Raw genomic sequence first — 21,681 nt, forward strand, 5'->3', positions numbered from 1 at the left:
AATTACCTTTTAAATAAATAAAATATATTTGTTAGTTTGTTGTATCAAGAAAGTAGTATTCTACTTATAAGTTTAATACATGATGTTCCAAACAGGGGAAACTTCTGCGTAATTCTTGCTGACGTTGTAAATCAATATCTGCTATTACCACTCCAGTACCCGCTTCTTTTTGTGTCAGTACTTTTCCCCAAGGGTCAACAATCATGCTATGACCAAAAGTAGTACGTCCATTTTCATGCTGCCCTCCCTGATTCGCCGCCAAAACATAACATAGATTTTCAATAGCTCTAGCTCGTAATAATACATCCCAATGAGCTAGACCTGTCACTGCCGTAAATGCAGAAGGAACTGTAAACAACTGCGCTCCTTGCAACATGAGTTGTTGATAAAGTTCTGAGAACCGTAAATCATAACAAACTGTTAATCCTACTTTTCCAACCGGGGTATCTACAAGCGCCAGATCATCTCCACACTCAATGGACATCGATTCTTGATATGCTTCGTTTGAGGAAACATACACATCAAACAGATGAATCTTGTCATAACGCGCCGCACACTTGCCTTGAGCATCATAAACAAGGCAACTGGCACGCACCTTAATGCCTGTGCCTTTAAGAGGAATAGTTCCAGCGATCACCCATAGGCCTAATTTTTTTGCCAATTGACTGATTTTTTGTTGTATTGGACCTGCACCATAAACTTCACCAATCTGTAATTTATCTGTTTCCTTAAATCCCATAAACGCAAAATTTTCAGGCAAAAGCACAAGATCTGCTTGCTCTTCACGAGCTTGTATCATTAATCTTTCTACTTGATGTAAGTTATCAGCGACTTCTGCTGAAGAAACCATTTGTACCAATGCTGCTCGTGCCATAATAAAATCCTAAAATTTATGACATCAAAAAATGTCGAAATTTTTTATGTAGCTTAAATAAATTGTAGCCTGGGTGCAGCGCAGCGGAACCCGGGGTTTTTCTGCCACTGATTTCCCGGGTTACGGCTTACGCCTCCACCCAGGCTGCATTCTGCTAAAATTTATGACATCAAAAGTGTCGAAATTTTTTTCATTATCCTGAGTGTCAGCGTCGTTACGGACTCTATTCAAAAATTATTTATAATACTACTATAGTACTATAGAACCTCAAAACAAAAATAATTCGTTTTAACCTTGAAATATAGGAAACCAACCCATAGATATGCTAGACTGAGAATATAAACATAGAGGAGCTCTAAACAATGAACCGAAATGATGTCACTATACTTACGCGACGTAATGAGTCAGTACTTGCAAGCAATAAGGTACTGCGTAATACCTATCTATTACTGAGCATGACATTTTTGTTCAGTGCATTTATGGCAGTTTTTTCTCTCACAAGCGGTGCGCGTCCCATGAACCCTCTACTTATGATAGTTGGTGTTTATGGCTTAATGTTTTTGACTCAAGCGCTTCGAAACAGTGTCTGGGGGTTAGTCAGTGTTTTTGCTTTCACCGGATTCCTGGGTTATACCTTAGGTCCAGTGCTTAACTTCTATATCAGTCACTTTACTAACGGTCCGCAATTAATTGCGACTGCTTTAGGCGGTACAGGGATTATTTTCTTTGCATTGTCTGGTTATGCATTAACAACTAAAAAGGACTTCAGCTTCCTAGGAGGATTTCTTTTTGTTGGTATGATGGTCGCTTTATTGGCGATGATAGCAGGAATTTTTATTCATATACCTGCACTGCAATTAGCTATTTCAGCTGCATTTATTCTTATTTCTTCAGGACTAATTCTCATGCAAACAAGTGCAATTATTCATGAAGGTGAAACGAATTATATCTCAGCTACCGTAGGTCTTTTTGTATCAATTTATAACTTGTTTGTCAGCCTGCTTAACATATTAAGTGCGTTTTCAGGCCGCGACTAGTATCATTCTCCTCTACCTAAATCCCGGTTTGTTTACCGGGATTTTTTTTGACCGGAAAGTCGGATTTGAGCTCAGGTTGAACGAAAAAGCGTGCTGAGAAAGCGCAGCATACATCACAGTATGTGAGCATTTACCAGCACGCTTTTTCGTTCAAGATGAGCCAAATATGGCTTTCCTCAAGATTAGCAAAAATGGTCAAAGCATTCTTCCGTAAGTGCGATAACATGGTTTGTGTAAATAAGTTGATGACCTTAAATTGAGGAACGCATGAATTATAAGTACCAATTAGAAAAAGTAATTGAGTTTATCGGCAAACATCTTGATGAGAAGCTTGATTTAACTCAATTAAGTAATATTGCCTGCTTTTCAAAATACCATTTTCATCGTTTATTTACTGCTTATACAGGGCTATCGTTACAACAATATATTCGTTGGCTTCGTTTAAAACGAGCAGCCCATCAATTAATTGTTGATAAAGATAAAACCATTATCGAAATTGCAATAAATGCGGGATTTGAATCTCATGAGGCCTTCACTCGTGTCTTTAAACAAGCTTGTGGTATGAGCCCAAGCGAATTTAGAGTGCACTCAAATTGGAGTTTCTGGGAAAACCCACCGTATTATTTGCCAAAACAAGGTAATATCATCATGAATGTATTGATAAAAGAAATACCGGCCAGACGTTTGGCGGTACTTGAACATCGAGGCGCACCTGATAAAGTGGGTGAAAGTGTCAATAAGTTAATTCATTGGGCAAAATCTCAATCAATGAACTTAAAACCAAAAGCAGGTGAAGCTTTTGGGTTTGCTTATGACGATCCAAAGACAACCGCCCCCGATGATTTTCGGTTTGACTTAGGGATTACCGTTCCAGAGCAAATAAAACTTGAAGGGAATATCATTGAAAAACGCCTACCTGCAGGACGTTATGCTGTAGCAGTACATAAAGGCTCACGCGATACTATTGGAGATGCAGTCTATGGTTTATATCGTGATTGGTTGCCTAATTCAGGCGAACAGCTGGGTGATTTACCCTGTATTTTTTGCTATTACAACTTTGACCATGAAGTAGCTGAGACAGAGTTGCTTACAGAGTGTTGGCTGTTATTAAAATAACCTTGCATAATATTTGGTTTAAAGAAATGAGAATGTAGCCTGGGTGAAGCGAAGCGTAACCCGGGTTTTCTTGCCACTGATTTCCTATCTTTTGTCACAAGTTAAGAATCTTAGGGAAAAGTCAAATTTGAGTGCAGGTTGAGTGTAGAAGATTCAGCACTGATTTCCCGGGTTACGCTTCGCTTCACCCAGGCTACACGACTAACTTTGTTGCCAAGTGGCTTTTGCCCTGTATAGCTCGGGTAAGTCATTTACAGCCTTTTTTATCTCTTGAGGTAAAGCAAACACGTCTCGATTTTTTTGATAATAAACGCCCAAAGGAACTGGATGTGCAGGAAAAGATAACGATGCGAGACGCATCGCAGCAATAAAATCACTTGGGTTATGACGATAAATACCTTCTTCTTCTCCTGAAACACAGGTGAATTGCTCGTCTCTTACGTGCAATGCGTTCTCTTTTTGTGCACCATAGAGTAAAGGTTGGCCCTCTTCCAATATCACTGTATTTTCAGCTCGATTGCTTTTAAGTGCAAACTCGTCAAAGGCACCATGATTAAAAATATTACAATCCTGATAAATTTCTACAAAAGAACAGCCTTGATGTTCTTGTGCTTTCTTTAATATGGTTCCCAAATGCACGGGATCTTTATCTACAGCTCGAGCCACAAAACTAGCGCCTGCCGCTAAAGCTAAAGTAAGTGGATTCACGGGTTCATTCGCTACTCCCTTAGGGGATGTTTTTGTTACCTGACCTTTTTGTGATGTTGGTGAAAATTGTCCTTTAGTTAAACCATATACCTGATTATTAAATAACAAAATATTAACATTTACATTACGACGTAAAATATGAATCAGATGATTACCACCAATGCTTAAAGCATCGCCATCTCCAGTAATAATCCAAACACACAGATCCTCTCGAAGAGCTTTTAATCCAGTCGCAACTGCAGTAGCTCGACCATGAATGGTATGAAAACCATAAGTATTCATATAATAAGGCAATCGTCCAGCACAACCTATTCCGGAAATAAAAACATGCTGTTCTGGGGGTAACCCCAAATCAGGCAGCATTTTTTGTAGTGCCATCAAAATGGCATAATCACCACATCCAGGGCACCAGCGAACTTCATTAGCATTGGCAAAATCTTCGCGCTTATAATTGTTGTTCATAATTGGCTTCCGCTTTAATGGTATTCACCAGATGACTGACAGTAAAAGGCTGACCATTCGATTGGCCAATCACCTGTGCATCAACCAAATAGTTGGCACGAATAATTTGGCATAATTGTCCTGAATTTAATTCAGCAACCAATACTTTATCGTATTTTTTTAAAACAGCCTCTAAATCATTTGGTAAAGGATTTAAATGACGTAAATGCACATAAGCAATTGCTAATCCTTGTCCCAAGCATTGTAAAACTGCTGATTTTAAGCTGCCATAAGTACTTCCCCAGCCAATTAAAATGATTGGCGCATTCGCATCTCCTTCAATTACTAAAGGTTCATATTCTCGTGCAATTCCATCAATTTTTTGCTGACGTAAGTGAACCATTTTTTGATGATTTTCAGCATCATAGCTTACACGACCGTCTTCGCCTTGTTTTTCTAAACCTCCTAATTGATGAATGTACCCTGGAGTACCTGGTCTGTTCCAACTTCGGCTTAAAAGCTCGTCACGAGTAAATGGTTTTGGAAAACGGTTAAATTCAATTTGAGGTAATTTTAAAGTGCTTACTTCGGGTATCTTCCAAGGTTCTGCAGCATTTGCAAGATAAGCATCCAGCAGAACAATCACTGGGGTCATATATTTAACAGCCAAATAAAATGCTTCTAAAACGGTATTAAAACAATCTGCAGCAGATTGTGCCGCTAATACAGGCAATGGTGCTTCGCCATGACGTCCATAAAGTGCCTGACGTAAATCACTTTGGCTTGTTTTCGTTGGTAACCCTGTGGAAGCTCCTGCACGTTGAACATCAAGTAAAACTAAAGGTAATTCAGCTACTACTGCCAGGCCAAGACTTTCACTTTTTAGATCCAAGCCAGGCCCTGAAGTTGTAGTTAAAGCCAATCTTCCCCCGTATGCAGCGCCAATACAGGCACAAATTGCTGCAATTTCATCTTCAGCTTGGAGTAATTGCACCCCAAAATCAGATAATCGCGCACACTCATGCAGTATCGCTGAAGAAGGAGTAATCGGATAGCCCGAAACCAACATAGGTATTTGGAGCGAAGTAGCCAATGTAGCAAGCGCTAAGCCTACTGCTTCTACACCGGTAATTTGTCGATATTCCCCTACATCACGATTAACCTCGCCTAACATATAGTCACGGCGTGTTAATTCTAAAGTCATTGCATAATTGTATCCAGCTAATAGTGCCAATTGATTGGCTTTGGCAACAACAGCATTCGCTTTGAATTTTTTAGCAATGAACCCTTCACATGCTGCAGTTGGCAAATCAAATAACCAGAGTACCAAACCCAAAACATAAAAGTTTTTGGTCTTAGTCGCTTGTGGTTTAGTCAATTCAAGTGAAGATACTGCTTGCAAAGTTTGGGTAATTAAAGGAAACGAAACAATTTGGTAATGCTCGGCACAATTATCGAGAAAACTCTTATCCATTCCTGCCTTTTGCCAATCTTTCTCCTGATAACTGTCTTCATTAATAATTAATAAACCGCCTTGATTTAGATGTTGCAAGGAGTTTTTTAATGCCGCTGGATTTAAAGCAACCAGCACATCCAGCGATTCACCCGCGGTAAAAATAGCATGTTCAGCCATCGCCAGTTGAAAACCAGAAACCCCAGCCACAGTGCCCGCTGGGGCTCGAATTTCTGCAGGGAAATCGGGTAACGTACGTACATCACGACCAGTAAGTGCTGCACTAATGGTGAGTTGCTCGCCCACCAATTGAACACCATCTCCCGAATCTCCAGTAATACGAATAACAATCACGTCAGATGTTGACATAAAGTCTTGCTTCCTGCATTAGTTGACGCATGTGTCTTACTGCCTCTTTCATACCACAGAATAAGGCTCGGGCAATAATCGCATGGCCTATGTTAAGTTCATGTAATTCTTTTATAGACGCTATAGATTGTACGTTATGATAATTAAGGCCATGGCCTGCATTAACAATTAAATTTAAACTCGCTGCGTATTCCGCCGCGTGTTTTATCCGTGCCAACTCATGTTGTTGCTGTTCCTCATTAGTAGCATCAGCATAACACCCTGTATGCAATTCAATTACAGGAGCACCCATATCCGCTGCAGCTTTAATCTGTTCATGATCTGGGTCAATAAATAAAGAAACTTCACTTCCCATAACCTGCAAACGCCTTACTGCATGCGCTACTGATTTCTGGTGTGTTATCACATCCAGGCCACCTTCTGTAGTTAATTCTTCACGCTTTTCAGGAACTAAACACGTATGTTCGGGTGCTATTTCTTCTGCAAAATCCAACATTGCATCGGTTACTGCCAACTCAAGATTCATTCGCGTTTGTAATACTTGTTTCATCAAACGTACATCACGAGCCTGGATATGCCGTAAATCCTCGCGCATATGCAAAGTAATGCCGTCAGCACCGGCTTCTTCCGCATCCATTGCAGCCTGAACAGGATCAGGATAACGGGTACCTCTTGCCTGGCGTACGGTAGCTATATGATCAATATTGACACCCAATAGTATTGGCTTATTCATTTTACACCTTACAATAAAATAAAGAGTATAAAGTCCATCATGACCTAAACTCAAGTTGCTTGAAAACATATAATATAAGTTATCATGTTATCTTAGACCCTATTTAGGGTCTTTCTGCACAATATAAAGCCCTTGTCTTAATCTCACGCCCGCCTAGAAGATGATCAATTGCTTGACGCATAATAATTTTTGCTGATTTAAGATAAGGCGCTTCATTTAAATTATCTTGTGCCAAAGCAATAATATGTGTCCCAGGAATTCCCCTGCTATTTATAATAAAACCTTCACCTGCAACAAATTGATAACATGAGTCTGCAACAATCAGATTTGCAGTTCCTGCTTCGTGTGTTAATGAAAAGGAATAGCCGCATGCATGGAGTAAAGTCCACTCAAAACGCCTCAATGAAGCTTCTATCACTAATCTCTCTTTTGCTGATATAAGATTATTTAAAGTAAACAAATAAGCATCAAATAATGTCGCGTCAGGATAATTGGGGCTTAGTGCATAATAAACAATTTCATTGATATATAAACCCGCAAAAAGTGACCCGCCTGTAAGTTGAAGTGTGGGCACAATACTTTCAACTGATTGTGTATAATATCGCTCATGACGTTCAGTAAGATTTAACCACAAAGGTGTAAAAGGTTGTAAAAGAGCTTGCTTTTTAGGGGTGCGCCCGCCTTTGGAAAGACATTGAATCACCCCTAATTCACGCGTGAAAAAACTGACACGAGCACTCGTATCTCCAGACCATCTCTTGTGTAAAACCCAAGCCTCTATTGTCCTAATGGTCATAGCCTAATTGTTTTAATATGCGCTCGTCATCTGACCAGCCTGATTTTACCTTACACCAGCATTGCAAGAATACTTTCTTACCCAACAGTTTTTCCATGTCCATCCGTGCATTTGTTGCCATTTCCTTTAATTTTTGTCCTTTATCACCAATGATCATTCGTTTATGATTGTCTTTATCCACAAGAATCAATGCATGAATACGCACAAGCGTGCCTTCATCTTTAAATGACTCAATGTCTACAGTAACAGAATAAGGTAATTCTTGTCCGCAAAAGCGGAAAATTTTTTCACGTAATAATTCCGCACATAAAAATTTTATAGGTCGATCGGTCAATTGATCATCTGGAAATAAATGGGGTCCCTCAGGCAAATAATTTTGCAATTTTTCTTGCAACTCATCGACCTGAACTCCTGTTTTTGCCGATACAGGAATAATTGCAGCAAATTCATGTTTTTGACTGATTTGCTCTATCCAAGGCAACAACTGAGTTTTATCGTCAATTTTATCCACTTTATTAATTACCAAAATACTCGGTACTTTGGCTTGTTTTACTAAATTCAAAATGTACTCATCTTCTTCTTGCCAATGAGTTCCATCAACCAAAAAAGCAATCACATCAACATCACGCAATACACTAATCGCAGTTTTATTCATCATGCGATTCATTGCCTTTTTATTTCCCTGGTGAATTCCTGGGGTATCCACATAAACAAATTGGTACTCACCTTCGGTACGTATTCCCAAAATACTGTGTCGGGTTGTTTGTGGCTTTTTAGAGGTTATGCTCACTTTTTGCTGCAAAATACAATTAAGGAGGGTTGATTTACCTACATTAGGTCTACCAACTAAAGCAATATAGCCACAATAACTAGTCATTAAAATAGATTCCTGTTTATTTTTAAAACATTTTATCAGTGACGTTATAAAATTTCCAGGTTTGTATCTGCTTCTACTTGATATTTCACTAAAAAAACAAGTATCCTGTGCAGTATGTGAACAAAGGATGGTTCCTATGTCTTATTTTGTAACGACGAACGGTCACACGCAAATTATCGTTCCCTTAACGATTACACCTTTTAGTCATCAAGCATTACCCACTATAACAGGAAGCCCCTTCAGCTATGAGGCTGGGACAGTACTGTATGGTCATTATGATATGGAATACCTCCTCCCAGGAGGCGACAGGCTGCGCTTAATCGCCAATCACGATAAAAAAACCGTGCAGCTCATGTTATTTACTCATCAGGCAGATCTAATTCAACTTCTTCCAGGAGAACGACCTTCTTCATTGGTAGCGAATATCATAAGCAAAGTTCATCGCTACAGAATACGCTCAGCGAGTTACAGCCAGCCACTTACTTCGGCACAAGAACAAAAATTGCAACTTACTCATGAATGCATTGATTCATTAAAAAAACTATTAAAAAAAGAGCGTCAATTAACCAGCCAAGATCATGAAGGGCATGAAGCACTAAGAAATGAAGTGATTGAAATTATAGGACACTGTTCTGATCAGAATCGCTTATTAGCAACTTCTCCGCTTGTATCTGAAGGTTCTCTAGGAAACATTCTTTATGAAGCACATAAAATAGCACAGCATTATACGTTTAACCGCGTTTATTCTGTGTCACGTCAAGATCAAATGGATTTTAGTAACATCGTAAAAAATCATGAAGTCCCCCAATCGTGCCTCGTGTGGGATAGCGAGCTTCACATAGGACATCACAGCAAAGATTTGGATGATGCCTTAAGAGTTATTTGTAACTATTACAAACTCCCCTCTGCAGCGAATTTAAGCATTCCTGCAAATCGATTTGCACAGCTTGCAGCCTTTTTTAATAAGCTATGGCGTGATGGCCATGATTGGATTAATTATCTGGCAATAGATTCCAAGCCAGAACATAAAACAGAAGTAATGCCACGTTTGGATGGGCTCACAATTACCCAAATCACCCCCTACTACAGACTGCAAGGATTTCCACAAAAAGGCTATCCTGACTTAAAAACCCTAATCGCGAGCCTTATAAAGAGCACCAAAGAGCCAATACTTGAAAATAACAGAAAAAAAGCGAAAAAAATGATTAGTAAGCTACCGACCGGTAGTTGGGTAATTAGTGCTAATGAGCAACTCATCCTGATAAGACAAGAAAACAAAATAGTACAATTGCGCTATTTTGTTCACGATGCACTCTTCTATCCTTTACCTGAAGGACAGGATTTATATACTTTAGGACAAATCAGCAAACGCCATCTCTACTTGCCAGAGCGTGTTAGCCTTAGACTTAATGCGTTTATTTCACGTATCCCCAGATTTTTCTATAAATTCTACAAAAGCATGCATCACTTTATTATCCATAACGTGCATCATGATTTTTTCAACCATATTCATGACACACATATTCCCAAACAGGATAATTTTGAGGAAGAAAAACACAAGCAATGCACTAAAGTAAGAAACTCTCTGATATTGGCTTTGGAAAATAAAGGACTTTTAGCTAATGGACAAACTCTAGAAGAATTCATTAAAGAACAAATTAGCAACAGTCCTTACGTCATTGCTCGCCCTAATCACCCCCCAAGTCCGCCCACTTATGACAATCCATTTCATCGCATCTTGGGCATAATACGTCATATTGCCAGTTTTTTTATTGATGTAAGCGAACAAAATCCCTTGATAGGCACTTTAGCATTGGCAGCATATGCTTACGGTGGTGGTGCAGTACTTGCGCCAGAGTTCCTTAAATCCATTTTAACTAAATTACAATTACACGGTTTAATTGCGGGTATTGAACCGACACAAAAATTAGCTCATTGGATGAGCCATGGAACAATCTCTGAAGCGATTTCAGCATCAATGACCTATTGGCAAGGTGTTCAAGCAGGTGGAAATCTAGATAAGTTTTTTGTTGAAGCATTCAATATCCTTAAAGAAGATCCAGCAGAAATTGCCATTATTGCTTCATTAGCGCTTGGTTTGGGATACGGTTTAACTAAAGTAATACCATCATTGGGACATGAAATGGGGGATTTCCCCTATACCAATTATGCCGCTTTAGGTGGGAAAGGCGGAGCTGCTATTTATGATACAATTATGCATCCAGGTGACGATTGGTTTCTTGGTACGTGTAAATGGCTGTGTAAAAGCTTTGTAACCCTAGGAAAGCTATGCATTGCTCCTTTTTTTGAAGGCTATTATTACGGATTTAACGAAGGGTTTATCAGGGGTTGGCAAAAAAGTGGATTACTTGCCAAGAACATCAGCAAACAAATTTTTGCAGCCTGCGCTGATTTTGTCTTAGTTCTACTCACCATTCCAATGATTGAGGTAAGCGCTCTTTTTGTCCATGTACCCTTTCGTGGTATTACGAATCTACTCACTAAAACACTTGCGCTCCTGGGTAATGTCAGTGATATAGGTGAATTACTCCTTTTCTTTTCAACAAGACCTCCATCAGATAATTTAATTGCAAATTTCAGATTATCACCGCTTTATGGGTTTACCTGGCCATTCGGACACTTTTCCAATCATCCATTTCTTAACCTTTGTATTAATGGTGTACGAACTCTAGTCATCCCCCTATTGCAATTAATAAAAAATCTCCTTGTTTTACCCTTTCTTGATTTTATTTCTTTCTCTGCCCGCGTGGGACTTACTGTTTTAGACCCTATAAGTCGCATTCTTGCCTATGCTCTAGGCAGTTTGATATGTACTGTCGGGGAAGTCTGGGATAATTCTTTTGGCATCTTATTTGCAACCAGCGCAAAAGGAATTACCACAATCTGTAACTGGATCGATAACCAAGCCAGTACGCTGAAACACACTTTACTATCCTTTATAGAAAGTCAACGTGGCCATTTGTATTATTGGGCATTTGCACAAGATGATCTTAAATTGCATATTTCTTTAGATGATACCGAATATTACGCAAAAGATCCCAGACGTTATGAGCTCATTCCACATTCAAGCAGCCACTGTTTGTTACAAACCCTGCTAAATAATGACAGTGGATCAGATGCGTTAGAAAAAAATCATAGCCCAACTCCCCATCACCAAACCTTATTTACAGTAAAAAGTTCGAAAAGTAATTTAAAAGCTCCTTTTCAAAAGGAACCAATCAGCTATAGTATTTAGGATGTCATGCAAGCCACATGTTTCTGGTGATTTATTGAACAATGTTGTATATAATTATAATATGGTGTAAGAGGATACAGATCTATGTCGATTTCCAAACAAAACTTAACAGAACATCTTACCTCAGATGAACTCTCCTTTATAAATGAAAAACTTGATACTGTCATACAATCAAAAATAGACAGTGGAGAGCTTAGTTTTTCTTCACCTATGGATGGAGCAGATCCTAACCCTTCTACCATCGATCTGAGCCAATTTGGCTTACATAATCCAGAAGACATAAAGATCTTCTTATTATCGCCTGCTGGGGAAACAGTAACTCATGAAATTGGTGCTGAATTATCTCACGAGCGAGCCATTGAAGAAGAACGGCAACTGCAAATACAAGAAGAAATCACGATGGAGGAGCGAAGAAGAGGTTTTTTATTTCATTGGCTACTCGCAGAAGAGGCTGAGGCTCAAAAAGCTCAAAATGAGTTAATTGAGATGCAACAGGAAAAAATTCTCAAATCTAATGAACAAGCTCCTCAGAAAAAAGCGGCCTCTGAGGAAAATAAAGCGCTTAAAGATACTTTAGAACGTTATGATACCTCCATTAAACAGTTTCAAAAACAGCAAGAAAATCTTAAAGCAGAAGAAAAAGCGCTTACCGAAGAGTTAAGTAAGCTTGAAGATGAAAGTATCGCCATAGATGAAAAGCATAAGACTTATAATAACGTTTTGAATGCATATGATAAATCTGCTCCGACCTTTGAAAAAAATCCGGACATGTTAGATCGGGAGATTAGCTCACTTGAACGACAAATAGATAGAATGTCACAGCATGTATTTGACGAATTAGATAAAGGCAATGAAAAAGAAGCACGTAAGATATTAAACGAACAAAATGCTTTAAACCTTCAACTAGCAAGCTTAAAGGACATCAAATCAAAATTGGGGAATGAGAAAGTATTTTTTGATGCTGACTTAAATTCTGAAGGCGTTACCTATGACAAAGCATTATTTGCACTTCCTAAAGAGCAAGCCCCAAGTCTTGTCAAGCACGATGGCAAATATTATCTTCTTAATAAAGGAGAAAAATGGGACGATGTCAAAAATGACCCAGCAAAATTAGAAGAGGCCCAAGCTCGTTTTGAAAAAGCCAAGCCTGAGATCATGAGTGTAAAAAATGTAGTTCAGCACGTAAAAAAACAAGAGGTCGAACTCAATACAACACGAAAGGAAGAAACCCATTCAAAAATTGCGGTAAATAAAGCAGAACAATTAATGGTTAATAACCAAATTACTTCGATGCAAGCAGCGCGAGTAAACGCACAACTTGCTCTAACAAATGCTCCTGCTTTGACGATGCACCCCCCTCAATCAACGCTCACACCTGGCAGCAATAACTTTGGCCTAGATTCAGTATCCATTCCAACACCGACGCAATCTAAAGGAACTTCACCCTCAATGCCATCAATGCCCTCACCACCACAGATTCATGCTGCTGCATTCGTACAAACCGTAAATAATGAACAAAAACCTATCTCTTGGGGTTCAATATTTAGTAATATTAAAACGATTCAAGATCCTCAAGCAAAAAAAGAAACAGAAAAGTTTTTTACGGATGAATTTAAGAAAAACTTACCAGAAGACAAAAAAAATGATCTGAAGAATGATAAGAACCCGAATTCCCTAATAGAAAAATTCAAGCGCTTGTTAGAAAAGGCGCCCGTTCCTGAAACAACAATGAATGATTACTTGAAGCATATGAGTCAATTTGGGCAAGATGCCTATAAAAATGATGTTACTTCTGAATTAAGTCCTGTGGAAAAACAGGAGCAACAAATTAGCACTTCATTTGCACCTTCGGGAAGTTCTAGTTAGCACTCTATCTACACCGAGATAACACAGTTCACCCATATTCCGAGCATTATCTATAGGATGCTCGGAGCATACTTTAAACACCATAATTTTCTTTTTCAAACTAATGAATATCCCTAATTTATTTCAAATAAGAATCACTAATATACTTGCCAACACAAACCAACTCTTCTAACATTAAGTTTTGTGATTTAACCAATTTGAAACAAAGTTTACTAAAAAATATATAGCGTCAGCCCTAAGGGGTGGCGCTACACATCACCATAGGACTCACTATGATCTTAGATAAGTTACTGGGCAATCAATCTGTAATTATATCCCTGGATGTAGATAATTTTTTGTTTGAACGGTTAGAGCAAATAAAATCGGTCGGTTTTGATTTAGTTGAAATTAATTCAACAGACCAAAAAATATTAAATCAGGCAATTACTCATTACCCTTCACTTAAGATCGGTGCCGGCGGGGTGATTGATACACAACAACTTGAAAATTGCTATCAGGCAAATGTACATTTCGCCACCAGCCCTGGTTATTTACCAGCCATTGCCCAAACAGCAAATGTTTACTCGCTTAATTACTTACCCGGGGTTGCGACTATTTCAGAAGCAATGGCAGTGATGAGCCTTGGCTATATGCATGTTCGCCCCTTTCCAGCGGACTTGGCCTTTTGTACTCTTTTGAATAAATGTCTTCCACATCTAAAATTATTCCCAGCTGAAATTGAATGGGAAGAAGCAGAGCATTTCCTTAATTTACCTGCTGTGGCAGCAGTAAGTATACATAATCCTGATACAAAACAGCTCAGTGCACTTACAGGAAGCATTTTGGCGTAACAATATGTTTTATTTATAAAGATCAGAATTCAATTAAGTACTACCTAAGATAGATAATATATCCTTAAGGTTGAGTAATCTATAATATAATAGAGTCACTTTAATGCCCTGATTATGCTCACTGATGCTCTATTAGATAGAACAGTAATTATTCTCTCCTCGTATAACGGGCAAACTAAAGAAGATCCTGCCTTCGATCTGTACAAGCTAGGCATCAAAAATGCGTTCATTGGATTTATTGAACAATGCAAATTATTGCCACTTGCTCAACAATTAGAGCATATCGCCAAGGAAATGAAAGAAAAAACAGGAGGTATGGCTGCTAAAATTGAGCATGAGAGTAGCCAAAAACGAACTTGGACCTTAGTTTTTACTTTAGCCGCTTTGGCATTAGAACGTAAACAAAGTCTTCCTGCAAATCATCCTGAAATTGTACCTATTGATAAACTATTATCCGGGCTAAGCAACGGTTGGGTTCATGGATTTGGTTCTATAGGACTTGGATTAAAACTTAATGAAGAAGCAATAAATAACCTTATAAAAGGAATGAAGGAGTGGATACAAAATTTTGACATCAATCAAGGCATGCAAAACAAACACGAAGTTTTATTAGCGCTTTATGCTGCTGCATGTTCACTTGAGGAAAAACTATCAAGCTATCGCATAGTACCTAAAAAATTTAAGGATGAAATGGCAACAATAAAAACATTGGTAGCTAACAAATTTAATGACTTAAAAAATAAATTGGAAGAAGAAAATAAAAACAGAATAAATAGTGCTTTGCAAGTATTAGGACCTGACGAAGACCCTTTATATCGTCAATTCAAAGAGCAAATAATTCGATTAAAAACACAACAAGAAGCAATGCAACAAAAAAGGGACAGCTTTCCAAAAGATAAATTGAATCGATTACAAGAATTACACCTCTTGCTGAAAAAGCAAGAGGTGCTATCTGAAACAGAGATACTGAGTCAATTCTGGGAGAAGTATAATACTCCAGAAAAATTTACAGAGATCCTAAATGATCTCGAGATCCCAGTAAGCGAAAGACCTGGATGGCAAGAGTATTATAATTACCAGCATGGCTCCTTTAGACAACAACTTTTTTCAGTATTTTTGACCGTCTCTTGGGGAATACCTCAACTGTTGGGAGGAGTTCCAAGTAACACAATTTCTGTAGACTCCCTTAGTTCTAAAAGCGGAGCTGTGATACAACGACTAGAAGTGATGCGTGCTGAAATTAACCAACTAAAATTAATTCCCGATGAAGAAAATCCGTCTCAACTTTTTGAGAGCATAGAACAAAATTTAAAAGTCTTATCAGGTTTTAAAAAGGTTAGTCTTGAATCAATAACGGAACAATTTGAAAAAAGTAGAGGAGGACAGGCCTCAACAAAAGCATTGGTACAGGTAAATAGTGATATTGATTTACTTAAAAAAAATTTACACGCACAAAAACTTTTAGTTGAATCTCTTCAGAATATTTATGCTCAAATAAACAAAATAAAACACCATGTAGATTGTAATGAACTCGAAAAAACGTACGAAGCTCTTCTAGATAAAGTAGTTAAAACCATTAGCTACACTGAAATACCTTCAGATTTACCGACCTCACAAAAAATCAATACCTTGAGTCTCTCAATAGATAGAGCCATTGATAATGTAGAAGGCATCCAACGAAGCCTTAATCTCATTGTACATGCAAAACAAAAAGCTATGATTGCATTGGTGAATCAATTTGTTAACAACAAGGAAAATACATGGGGCCATAAATTTCTATTAATCTTTTCTCCTGCTTATAAAGAAATGTTTAATGAGCTAAAAGAAGCTGTATCAGCAAAAGACCCGACAAAACAGGAGTCATCTTTTAATAGAATTAAAGAAATATTAGGACTTTCAGAGGAGCAGCCAAGTAAGAAAGAAATAAAAAAGCAATTTACGCTATTACAGAAGCAAGCAAAAGCTGCGTTAGATGATCAAGTTATGATAGCAACCCCAGATAATCATGTGAAATAAAGTATAAAAATAAAAGTCTTTGAAAAGAATTCGAAGGTAATTTGAGGCAACGATGCATTTTTTGTGCTTAAGCAACTTCTCCTTCGGTAACAGTTAATTTGAGGCAATTCGCGCCTTCATATTGTCTTAATATAATCATTTTATAATAAAATAAACCACTGTGATTTATTTTAGGTCTGTTATGTTTTCAAAAGAATCTGTAGGTGCAACCGAAAAGAAACTTTTAAGTTTTAGTCCAGAAACGGAAAATGTAAAATTAGATAAATTTAAGCAGTCTATAGAAACAACCTTTAATTCTTTTATTATCGATGTTAAAAAAGAACCTCTTGCGAATCAGTTAAAATTCATTGAAGAAAATTTGGAAAAACAACTTCCTTTAAAGAGAAGGCAGCACTTTCTTTTTTTTCTGGCAGTAACTGCAACGGTACGTGGTGAAAAACTGACAGAAAATCATCCAGAAAAAGCACCAATTAATGAACTATTGTCTCATCTAAGTAATGGATTTATCAATGGTTTTACTGGTCTTCTCGGGGCGCCTAATATCGGGCTAGTAATGAATGTTATTGAAAGTTTCAACAAATGGTTCAACACATATAAAATCGATGATCCCGAAATGAGTCATAATGTCTTGCTTGCTTTTTATTGTATGGCCTGTTTTTTTGAAACTCAATTAGACCACCCCCTGATTCCTAAAAAAGCAGTGAAAGCTTTGGAAGACATGAAGAAGCAAATAGAACAACAGTTTTCTCAATTAGAAAACACACATGGAGATTCGTTAAAAAACAGTGAATCATCACACAGAAGTGCCTTACAACAATTGACACCCGAGAAACAGGCATACAAACAATTTCAGGTAAATTTGGCGTCAATAAAAGAACACGAAGCTAAAGTTGTACGGATGATGCAATTGAGGCAGATCTTAAGTGATCATCCCAGAAATGCAACTCCAAAAGAGGAGTTTTGGAAGCATTACCAAACTCAAGCACAGTTTAAACAACTTATGGATGATCTTGAAATAAAGCCAGATCAAAGAAAACATTGGCAGCCATTTTTTGATGCAGAGCATGGCGATTTCTCCCAAAAATTATCGGGAGGACTCTTTATCATTCTTCCTAATGCTATAGGTGGTACTCCAAGTGATTTTTTCACTACAAACATGCTTACTCGGGAAAATGCTCTCGCTTTAGGTAAATTAAAGGTTAATTTAACAACATACAAAGACCCTACTAAGCTTGTTGCTGAGATCGAAGCTGAATTTAACCAGCTTAAAGATGTAGAAAAAAAAGATATACAAACATTAAAAGCGCATCAGTCACAAATTAAATCAACTAAAGGTATAAAAGAAGGTATTATTGATACCGTACTTTCTGATGTTAATGCATTTCAACAACATTTACTTGCTCAGGAACAATATGTCCTTCATCTGCAAAAGATTCATACAAAGATATTAGAGTTAGAGGCGCTAGGAATTAAGACCGATAGTTTACTTGAGCCCTTTAAGGTAATGCTTAATCATGCAGTCGAAACAGTTCCTCATGGGGATAAACAAATAGATCAAAAATCACCTGAAGAAAAAATCGACGCTTTGCTTCAAGGAATAAGAAAAACTCAAACAGATGCTGTAGAAATCAAAAATGATGTAGCTAGAATACAAGGTCTGGTACATAGTGATTCCAATGATGCCCTTCTTAGTGCCACAGATCGATTTATCCAGAAACATGAAAAGAATTTCCTTCATAAAATATTATGTTTTTTCTCTAAAACCTATAAAGAAATGTTTGAGTCTTTGCAAGATGCTGTAAAGGAAAAAGACACTACCCGGATAGCAAGTATTTTAGTTGGAAAGGCAGAGGAATACGCTAAGACACGTCCCGTAAAAATGTTATTTGATGAGGCACAGGAATTGCAAACATTAAAAACAGCACCCGCTAACAACGGCTGAGGCAAGCTCCATCAGAGAGTTTGTCACTTGAATAGATTAGCAACACCAAATTGACTGAGTATACACTGAGTCATTCTCTATTAATCAAAAGATCCAGAAGAAAAAAGCCAGCACCAATACAAATTGCACTATCCGCTAAATTAAATGTAGCAAAATGATGATGTTTATAATACACATCAATAAAATCAATCACATAACCATCAAGTGCTCTATCGATCAAATTACCAATCGCACCACCTAAAATAAGACTAATGCCAGCTAAAAGGAATCGAGCCTGACTTTCAGTACGATACAACCAAACAGCAAGTATAACGCTCACGATGAAACTAAAACCAGCAAAAAACCATCTATGCCAATCTCCGGCACCGCTTAAAAAGCTAAAAGCAGCGCCAGAATTATAGGCCAAAGTAAAATTAAACATTGGAAAAACAGGTAATGGCTTATAGGGAGTTAAAAAAACACTCGCCAGGTACTTACTTGCTTGATCAAAAACAATCACTATAAGACTGAGCATAAACCATGGCCATTTTCTCATATAAACTGCCTCATTTCCTCTTGGCCGCTAATATTGCCAACACAACGTAAGCAAAGCTCAGGATGCTGGGCATTTTGCCCCACATCAGGCCGTCTGTGCCAACAGCGAGCACATTTTTCATGTGGACTTGCAGAAACTGCAATAGAAACACCATATGCTGTAGCCGCTATACCAGCTGGAGCTGAATTCATAGGATGTACTGCGGCACCTGATGTGATGAGCAAAAAGCGCAATTCGTCACCCAAACGAGTCAGTTTAGGCAATACTTTGTTGTCCGCATATAAAGTGACTTCTGCAGCCAAAGCAGAGCCTATTTCGCCTTTTTGACGTGTCTCTTCCAATGCTTTATTCACTTCATCACGGATTAAATGCAATTCATCCCAATCTTCCATATTCACATCATCAATCTTTGGCCAAGCATCATACCAAAGTTCGGTAAAGACTGATTCTTGATTATAACCGGGTATATAGCGCCCTATTTCTTCTGCTGTGAAAGACAAAATAGGTGCCAACCAAAGAGTAAATGCCCTAATGATGTGATACATTGCAGTTTGGCAAGAACGTCTGGCTTTGCTTTCTTTTGCAGTGGTATATTGCCGGTCCTTAATCAAATCAAGATAAAAACTTCCCATGTCTACCGCACAGAAATTATGAAGTTTCTGATAAATAACATGAAATTGATAGCTTTCATAAGCTTCAATAATTTCTTTTTGTAACAGTTGGCTGCGCTTTAACGCCCATTTATCTAATTCCAAAAGATCTTTGTTCGGAACGCTATCAACTGCAGGAGCAAAATCGAATAGGTTGGCTAATAAAAAACGGGCTGTGTTGCGAATTCTTCGATAAGCGTCTGCATTGCGCTTGATAATTTCATCTGAAATGCTCACTTCATGTCGGTAATCCGTTGAAGCGACCCATAAACGTAAAATATCCGCACCGTGTTGGTTAACCAATTTATCCAAAGCAACATAATTTCCTTTGGATTTAGAAAGCTTTTTACCCTCAGCATCCACAGTATATCCATGTGTCAATACTGTTTTATAAGGAGCAATACCATACATCGCAACAGAAGTGGTCAATGAAGAGTTAAACCAGCCGCGATGCTGATCTGAACCTTCAAAATAAATATCTGCAGGGAAAGATAATGCTTTATTTTGTTGCAATACACAGAAATGAGTTACACCAGAGTCAAACCACACATCCATCGTGTCGCTAATTTTATCATATGACTCAGCATCATCTCCCAGAATCGCTTTTGCATCCATCTCAAACCAGGCATCAATACCAGATTTCTCAATAAGTAGCGCAACTTTTTCAATAAGCTCCAGTGTATTAGGATGCAATTCACGCGTCGTATTATGTACAAATAAGGGCATAGGAGTGCCCCAAGCCCTTTGTCTTGATATACACCAATCAGGTCTATTTTCAACCATATTACTGATACGAGCCTTACCCCAGTCAGGTACCCAAGTCACTTTATCAATTTCTTTAACAATCTGTTCTCTTAACCGACCTTTATCCATTGAGATAAACCATTGAGGCGTCGCCAAAAAAATCATCGGTGATTTATGTCGCCAACAATGAGGATAACTATGCCTGATATTCTCTTTTGCTAAAAGAACTCCTTTTTCAGCCAAAACACCCAAAATTGTGTCATTGGCCTTTAATACAGAAAGTCCAGCAAATAATTCAACATCATCAGCAAAACAGCCATTTCCTTTAACGGGATTAATTAAAGGCAAATTATACGCTTGGCCTACCAGATAATCATCTGGTCCATGTGCAGGAGCAGTATGTACGCTTCCAGTACCCGACTCAGTAGTTACATGCTCACCCAACACCACTGGAACAACCCGACTATAAAAAGGATGTTTTAATTTCAAATGCTCAAAAACCTTTCCTTTTGCCGAACCACAAATTGTATAGTGACTCACTCCATAACGAGCCATGGTAGCTTCTACCAAATCGGTGGCCAGTATTAAATAAGAATCATCCGTATCGACTAAAGAATAATCAATTGCAGGATGCAAGCACACTGCTTCATTCGCGGGTAAAGTCCAGGGAGTCGTAGTCCAAATAGGAAGGCTAACTGGCTTTGTTTTTACATCTTTTTTAAACAACCCAATAAATTCTTCGGGATTCACCGCAAAAAAAACAACATCAATAGAAGGTGAGGTTTTCTCATCATAATCAACCTCTGCTTCAGCCAAAGCAGAACCACAATCAATACACCAATGTACCGGTTTAAAACCTTGTTGCAAATGACCGTTTTTGATCATCAATCCCAATGCACGAACGATATTGGCTTCATAACGAAAATCCATGGTGACATAAGGATTATACCAATCTCCAAAAACCCCAAGGCGTTGAAACTCATCCCGCTGAATATCGATTTGACTGGCAGCATACTCACGGCATTTAGTGCGGAACTCTCGTGCAGATACCTTATCACCAACCCGCCCTATTTTTTTCTCTACATTGAGTTCAATAGGCAGCCCATGACAATCCCAACCAGGGACAAATGGCGCGTCATACCCACTGAGTGACTTGGATTTAATGATAATGTCTTTAAGAATCTTGTTTAACGCATGCCCGCAGTGCAAATGGCCATTTGCATAAGGAGGGCCGTCGTGCAAAATAAAGTGCTTACTTCCGGCACGAGCATTACGAATTTTTTCATAAACTTTTTTTGCTTGCCAATCAGCCAAAACTTCGGGCTCTCGAGTAGCCAAGTTTGCCTTCATCGGAAATGAAGTATTAGGGAGATTTAATGTATCTTTGTATTCTGCCATAAGAGTTTACTCTGCGAAATCGTTAAATTGTTGGTGACTG

The 21,681-nt window shown here is 38.2% G+C and carries 15 protein-coding genes; 7 read left to right on the forward strand and 8 right to left on the reverse strand.

Annotated features, from left to right (window positions below):
• Positions 1-64: 64 nt before the first annotated feature.
• Positions 65-874 carry a carbon-nitrogen hydrolase family protein gene (locus tag Lani_RS00375; RefSeq protein ID WP_019235125.1) on the reverse strand — a complete coding sequence of 270 codons (810 nt, stop codon included), beginning with the start codon at positions 872-874 and terminating at the stop codon, positions 65-67.
• Positions 875-1,236: 362 nt separating this feature from the next.
• Here Lani_RS00375 and Lani_RS00380 point away from each other — a divergent pair, with 362 nt between their 5' ends.
• Together Lani_RS00380 and Lani_RS00385 are read left to right on the forward strand one after the other, a co-directional pair.
• Positions 1,237-1,911 (forward strand): Bax inhibitor-1/YccA family protein, encoded by a 675-nt coding sequence (locus Lani_RS00380; RefSeq protein WP_019235124.1) that lies wholly within the window; start codon positions 1,237-1,239, stop codon positions 1,909-1,911.
• 267 nt (positions 1,912-2,178) lie between these two features.
• Positions 2,179-3,027 (forward strand): AraC family transcriptional regulator, encoded by an 849-nt coding sequence (locus Lani_RS00385; protein ID WP_019235123.1) that lies wholly within the window; start codon positions 2,179-2,181, stop codon positions 3,025-3,027.
• A gap of 201 nt (positions 3,028-3,228) precedes the next feature.
• Here Lani_RS00385 and Lani_RS00390 read toward each other — a convergent pair whose 3' ends face one another.
• The 5 genes from Lani_RS00390 to era all read right to left on the reverse strand — a co-directional run bounded on the left by Lani_RS00390 (position 3,229) and on the right by era (position 8,404).
• Entirely contained in the window at positions 3,229-4,197 is a 969-nt protein-coding gene (locus Lani_RS00390; RefSeq protein WP_019235122.1) for a 2-oxoacid:ferredoxin oxidoreductase subunit beta, read from the reverse strand.
• Entirely contained in the window at positions 4,181-5,998 is a 1,818-nt protein-coding gene (locus Lani_RS00395) for a 2-oxoacid:acceptor oxidoreductase subunit alpha (RefSeq protein WP_019235121.1), read from the reverse strand. The genes Lani_RS00390 and Lani_RS00395 overlap by 17 nt, the downstream gene beginning before the upstream one ends.
• Complete coding sequence (gene pdxJ / locus Lani_RS00400) at positions 5,985-6,731, reverse strand: pyridoxine 5'-phosphate synthase (RefSeq protein WP_019235120.1); 747 nt, start codon at positions 6,729-6,731, stop codon at positions 5,985-5,987. Before pdxJ ends, Lani_RS00395 begins: the two co-directional genes overlap by 14 nt.
• 103 nt (positions 6,732-6,834) lie before the next feature.
• Entirely contained in the window at positions 6,835-7,527 is a 693-nt protein-coding gene (recO, locus tag Lani_RS00405) for a DNA repair protein RecO (RefSeq protein WP_019235119.1), read from the reverse strand.
• The gene (era, locus tag Lani_RS00410; protein WP_019235118.1) at positions 7,517-8,404 is read right to left on the reverse strand and encodes a GTPase Era; all 888 of its coding nucleotides are present in this window, start codon (positions 8,402-8,404) and stop codon (positions 7,517-7,519) included. Before era ends, recO begins: the two co-directional genes overlap by 11 nt.
• A 136-nt stretch (positions 8,405-8,540) precedes the next feature.
• Between era and Lani_RS00415 the strand changes: the two genes are divergently transcribed.
• From Lani_RS00415 to Lani_RS00435, 5 genes are all read left to right on the forward strand, one after another.
• Positions 8,541-11,660, forward strand: a complete 3,120-nt coding sequence (locus Lani_RS00415; protein WP_019235117.1) for a hypothetical protein — start codon at positions 8,541-8,543, stop codon at positions 11,658-11,660.
• Positions 11,661-11,744: 84 nt separating this feature from the next.
• Complete coding sequence (locus tag Lani_RS00420; protein WP_019235116.1) at positions 11,745-13,526, forward strand: hypothetical protein; 1,782 nt, start codon at positions 11,745-11,747, stop codon at positions 13,524-13,526.
• A gap of 272 nt (positions 13,527-13,798) precedes the next feature.
• A complete protein-coding gene (locus tag Lani_RS00425; protein WP_019235115.1) occupies positions 13,799-14,356 on the forward strand; it encodes a beta/alpha barrel domain-containing protein in 558 nt (185 codons plus the stop codon).
• A 114-nt stretch (positions 14,357-14,470) separates the two neighbouring features.
• Positions 14,471-16,372: a hypothetical protein gene (locus Lani_RS00430; RefSeq protein WP_019235114.1), complete on the forward strand. Its 1,902-nt coding sequence runs from the start codon at positions 14,471-14,473 to the stop codon at positions 16,370-16,372.
• A 181-nt stretch (positions 16,373-16,553) separates the two neighbouring features.
• Complete coding sequence (locus Lani_RS00435) at positions 16,554-18,314, forward strand: hypothetical protein (RefSeq protein ID WP_019235113.1); 1,761 nt, start codon at positions 16,554-16,556, stop codon at positions 18,312-18,314.
• A 70-nt stretch (positions 18,315-18,384) separates the two neighbouring features.
• On the opposite strand, the gene lspA is transcribed toward Lani_RS00435, so the two are convergent.
• Together lspA and ileS are read right to left on the reverse strand one after the other, a co-directional pair.
• Positions 18,385-18,849 (reverse strand): signal peptidase II, encoded by a 465-nt coding sequence (lspA, locus tag Lani_RS00440; protein WP_019235112.1) that lies wholly within the window; start codon positions 18,847-18,849, stop codon positions 18,385-18,387.
• A complete protein-coding gene (ileS, locus tag Lani_RS00445; RefSeq protein ID WP_019235111.1) occupies positions 18,846-21,641 on the reverse strand; it encodes an isoleucine--tRNA ligase in 2,796 nt (931 codons plus the stop codon). Before ileS ends, lspA begins: the two co-directional genes overlap by 4 nt.
• Between the last annotated feature and the right edge of the window lie 40 nt (positions 21,642-21,681).

The organism is Legionella anisa, assembly GCF_001467525.1.
Classification (GTDB): domain Bacteria; phylum Pseudomonadota; class Gammaproteobacteria; order Legionellales; family Legionellaceae; genus Legionella; species Legionella anisa.

Bases quoted from the DNA above. Each gene is read 5' to 3' on its own strand.
- Lani_RS00375 (WP_019235125.1), bottom strand. From the start codon at position 874: ATGGCACGAGCAGCATTGGTACAAATGGTTTCTTCAGCAGAAGTCGCT.
- Lani_RS00380 (WP_019235124.1), top strand. From the start codon at position 1,237: ATGAACCGAAATGATGTCACTATACTTACGCGACGTAATGAGTCAGTA.
- Lani_RS00385 (WP_019235123.1), top strand. From the start codon at position 2,179: ATGAATTATAAGTACCAATTAGAAAAAGTAATTGAGTTTATCGGCAAA.
- Lani_RS00390 (WP_019235122.1), bottom strand. From the start codon at position 4,197: ATGAACAACAATTATAAGCGCGAAGATTTTGCCAATGCTAATGAAGTT.
- Lani_RS00395 (WP_019235121.1), bottom strand. From the start codon at position 5,998: ATGTCAACATCTGACGTGATTGTTATTCGTATTACTGGAGATTCGGGA.
- pdxJ (WP_019235120.1), bottom strand. From the start codon at position 6,731: ATGAATAAGCCAATACTATTGGGTGTCAATATTGATCATATAGCTACC.
- recO (WP_019235119.1), bottom strand. From the start codon at position 7,527: ATGACCATTAGGACAATAGAGGCTTGGGTTTTACACAAGAGATGGTCT.
- era (WP_019235118.1), bottom strand. From the start codon at position 8,404: ATGACTAGTTATTGTGGCTATATTGCTTTAGTTGGTAGACCTAATGTA.
- Lani_RS00415 (WP_019235117.1), top strand. From the start codon at position 8,541: ATGTCTTATTTTGTAACGACGAACGGTCACACGCAAATTATCGTTCCC.
- Lani_RS00420 (WP_019235116.1), top strand. From the start codon at position 11,745: ATGTCGATTTCCAAACAAAACTTAACAGAACATCTTACCTCAGATGAA.
- Lani_RS00425 (WP_019235115.1), top strand. From the start codon at position 13,799: ATGATCTTAGATAAGTTACTGGGCAATCAATCTGTAATTATATCCCTG.
- Lani_RS00430 (WP_019235114.1), top strand. From the start codon at position 14,471: ATGCTCACTGATGCTCTATTAGATAGAACAGTAATTATTCTCTCCTCG.
- Lani_RS00435 (WP_019235113.1), top strand. From the start codon at position 16,554: ATGTTTTCAAAAGAATCTGTAGGTGCAACCGAAAAGAAACTTTTAAGT.
- lspA (WP_019235112.1), bottom strand. From the start codon at position 18,849: ATGAGAAAATGGCCATGGTTTATGCTCAGTCTTATAGTGATTGTTTTT.
- ileS (WP_019235111.1), bottom strand. From the start codon at position 21,641: ATGGCAGAATACAAAGATACATTAAATCTCCCTAATACTTCATTTCCG.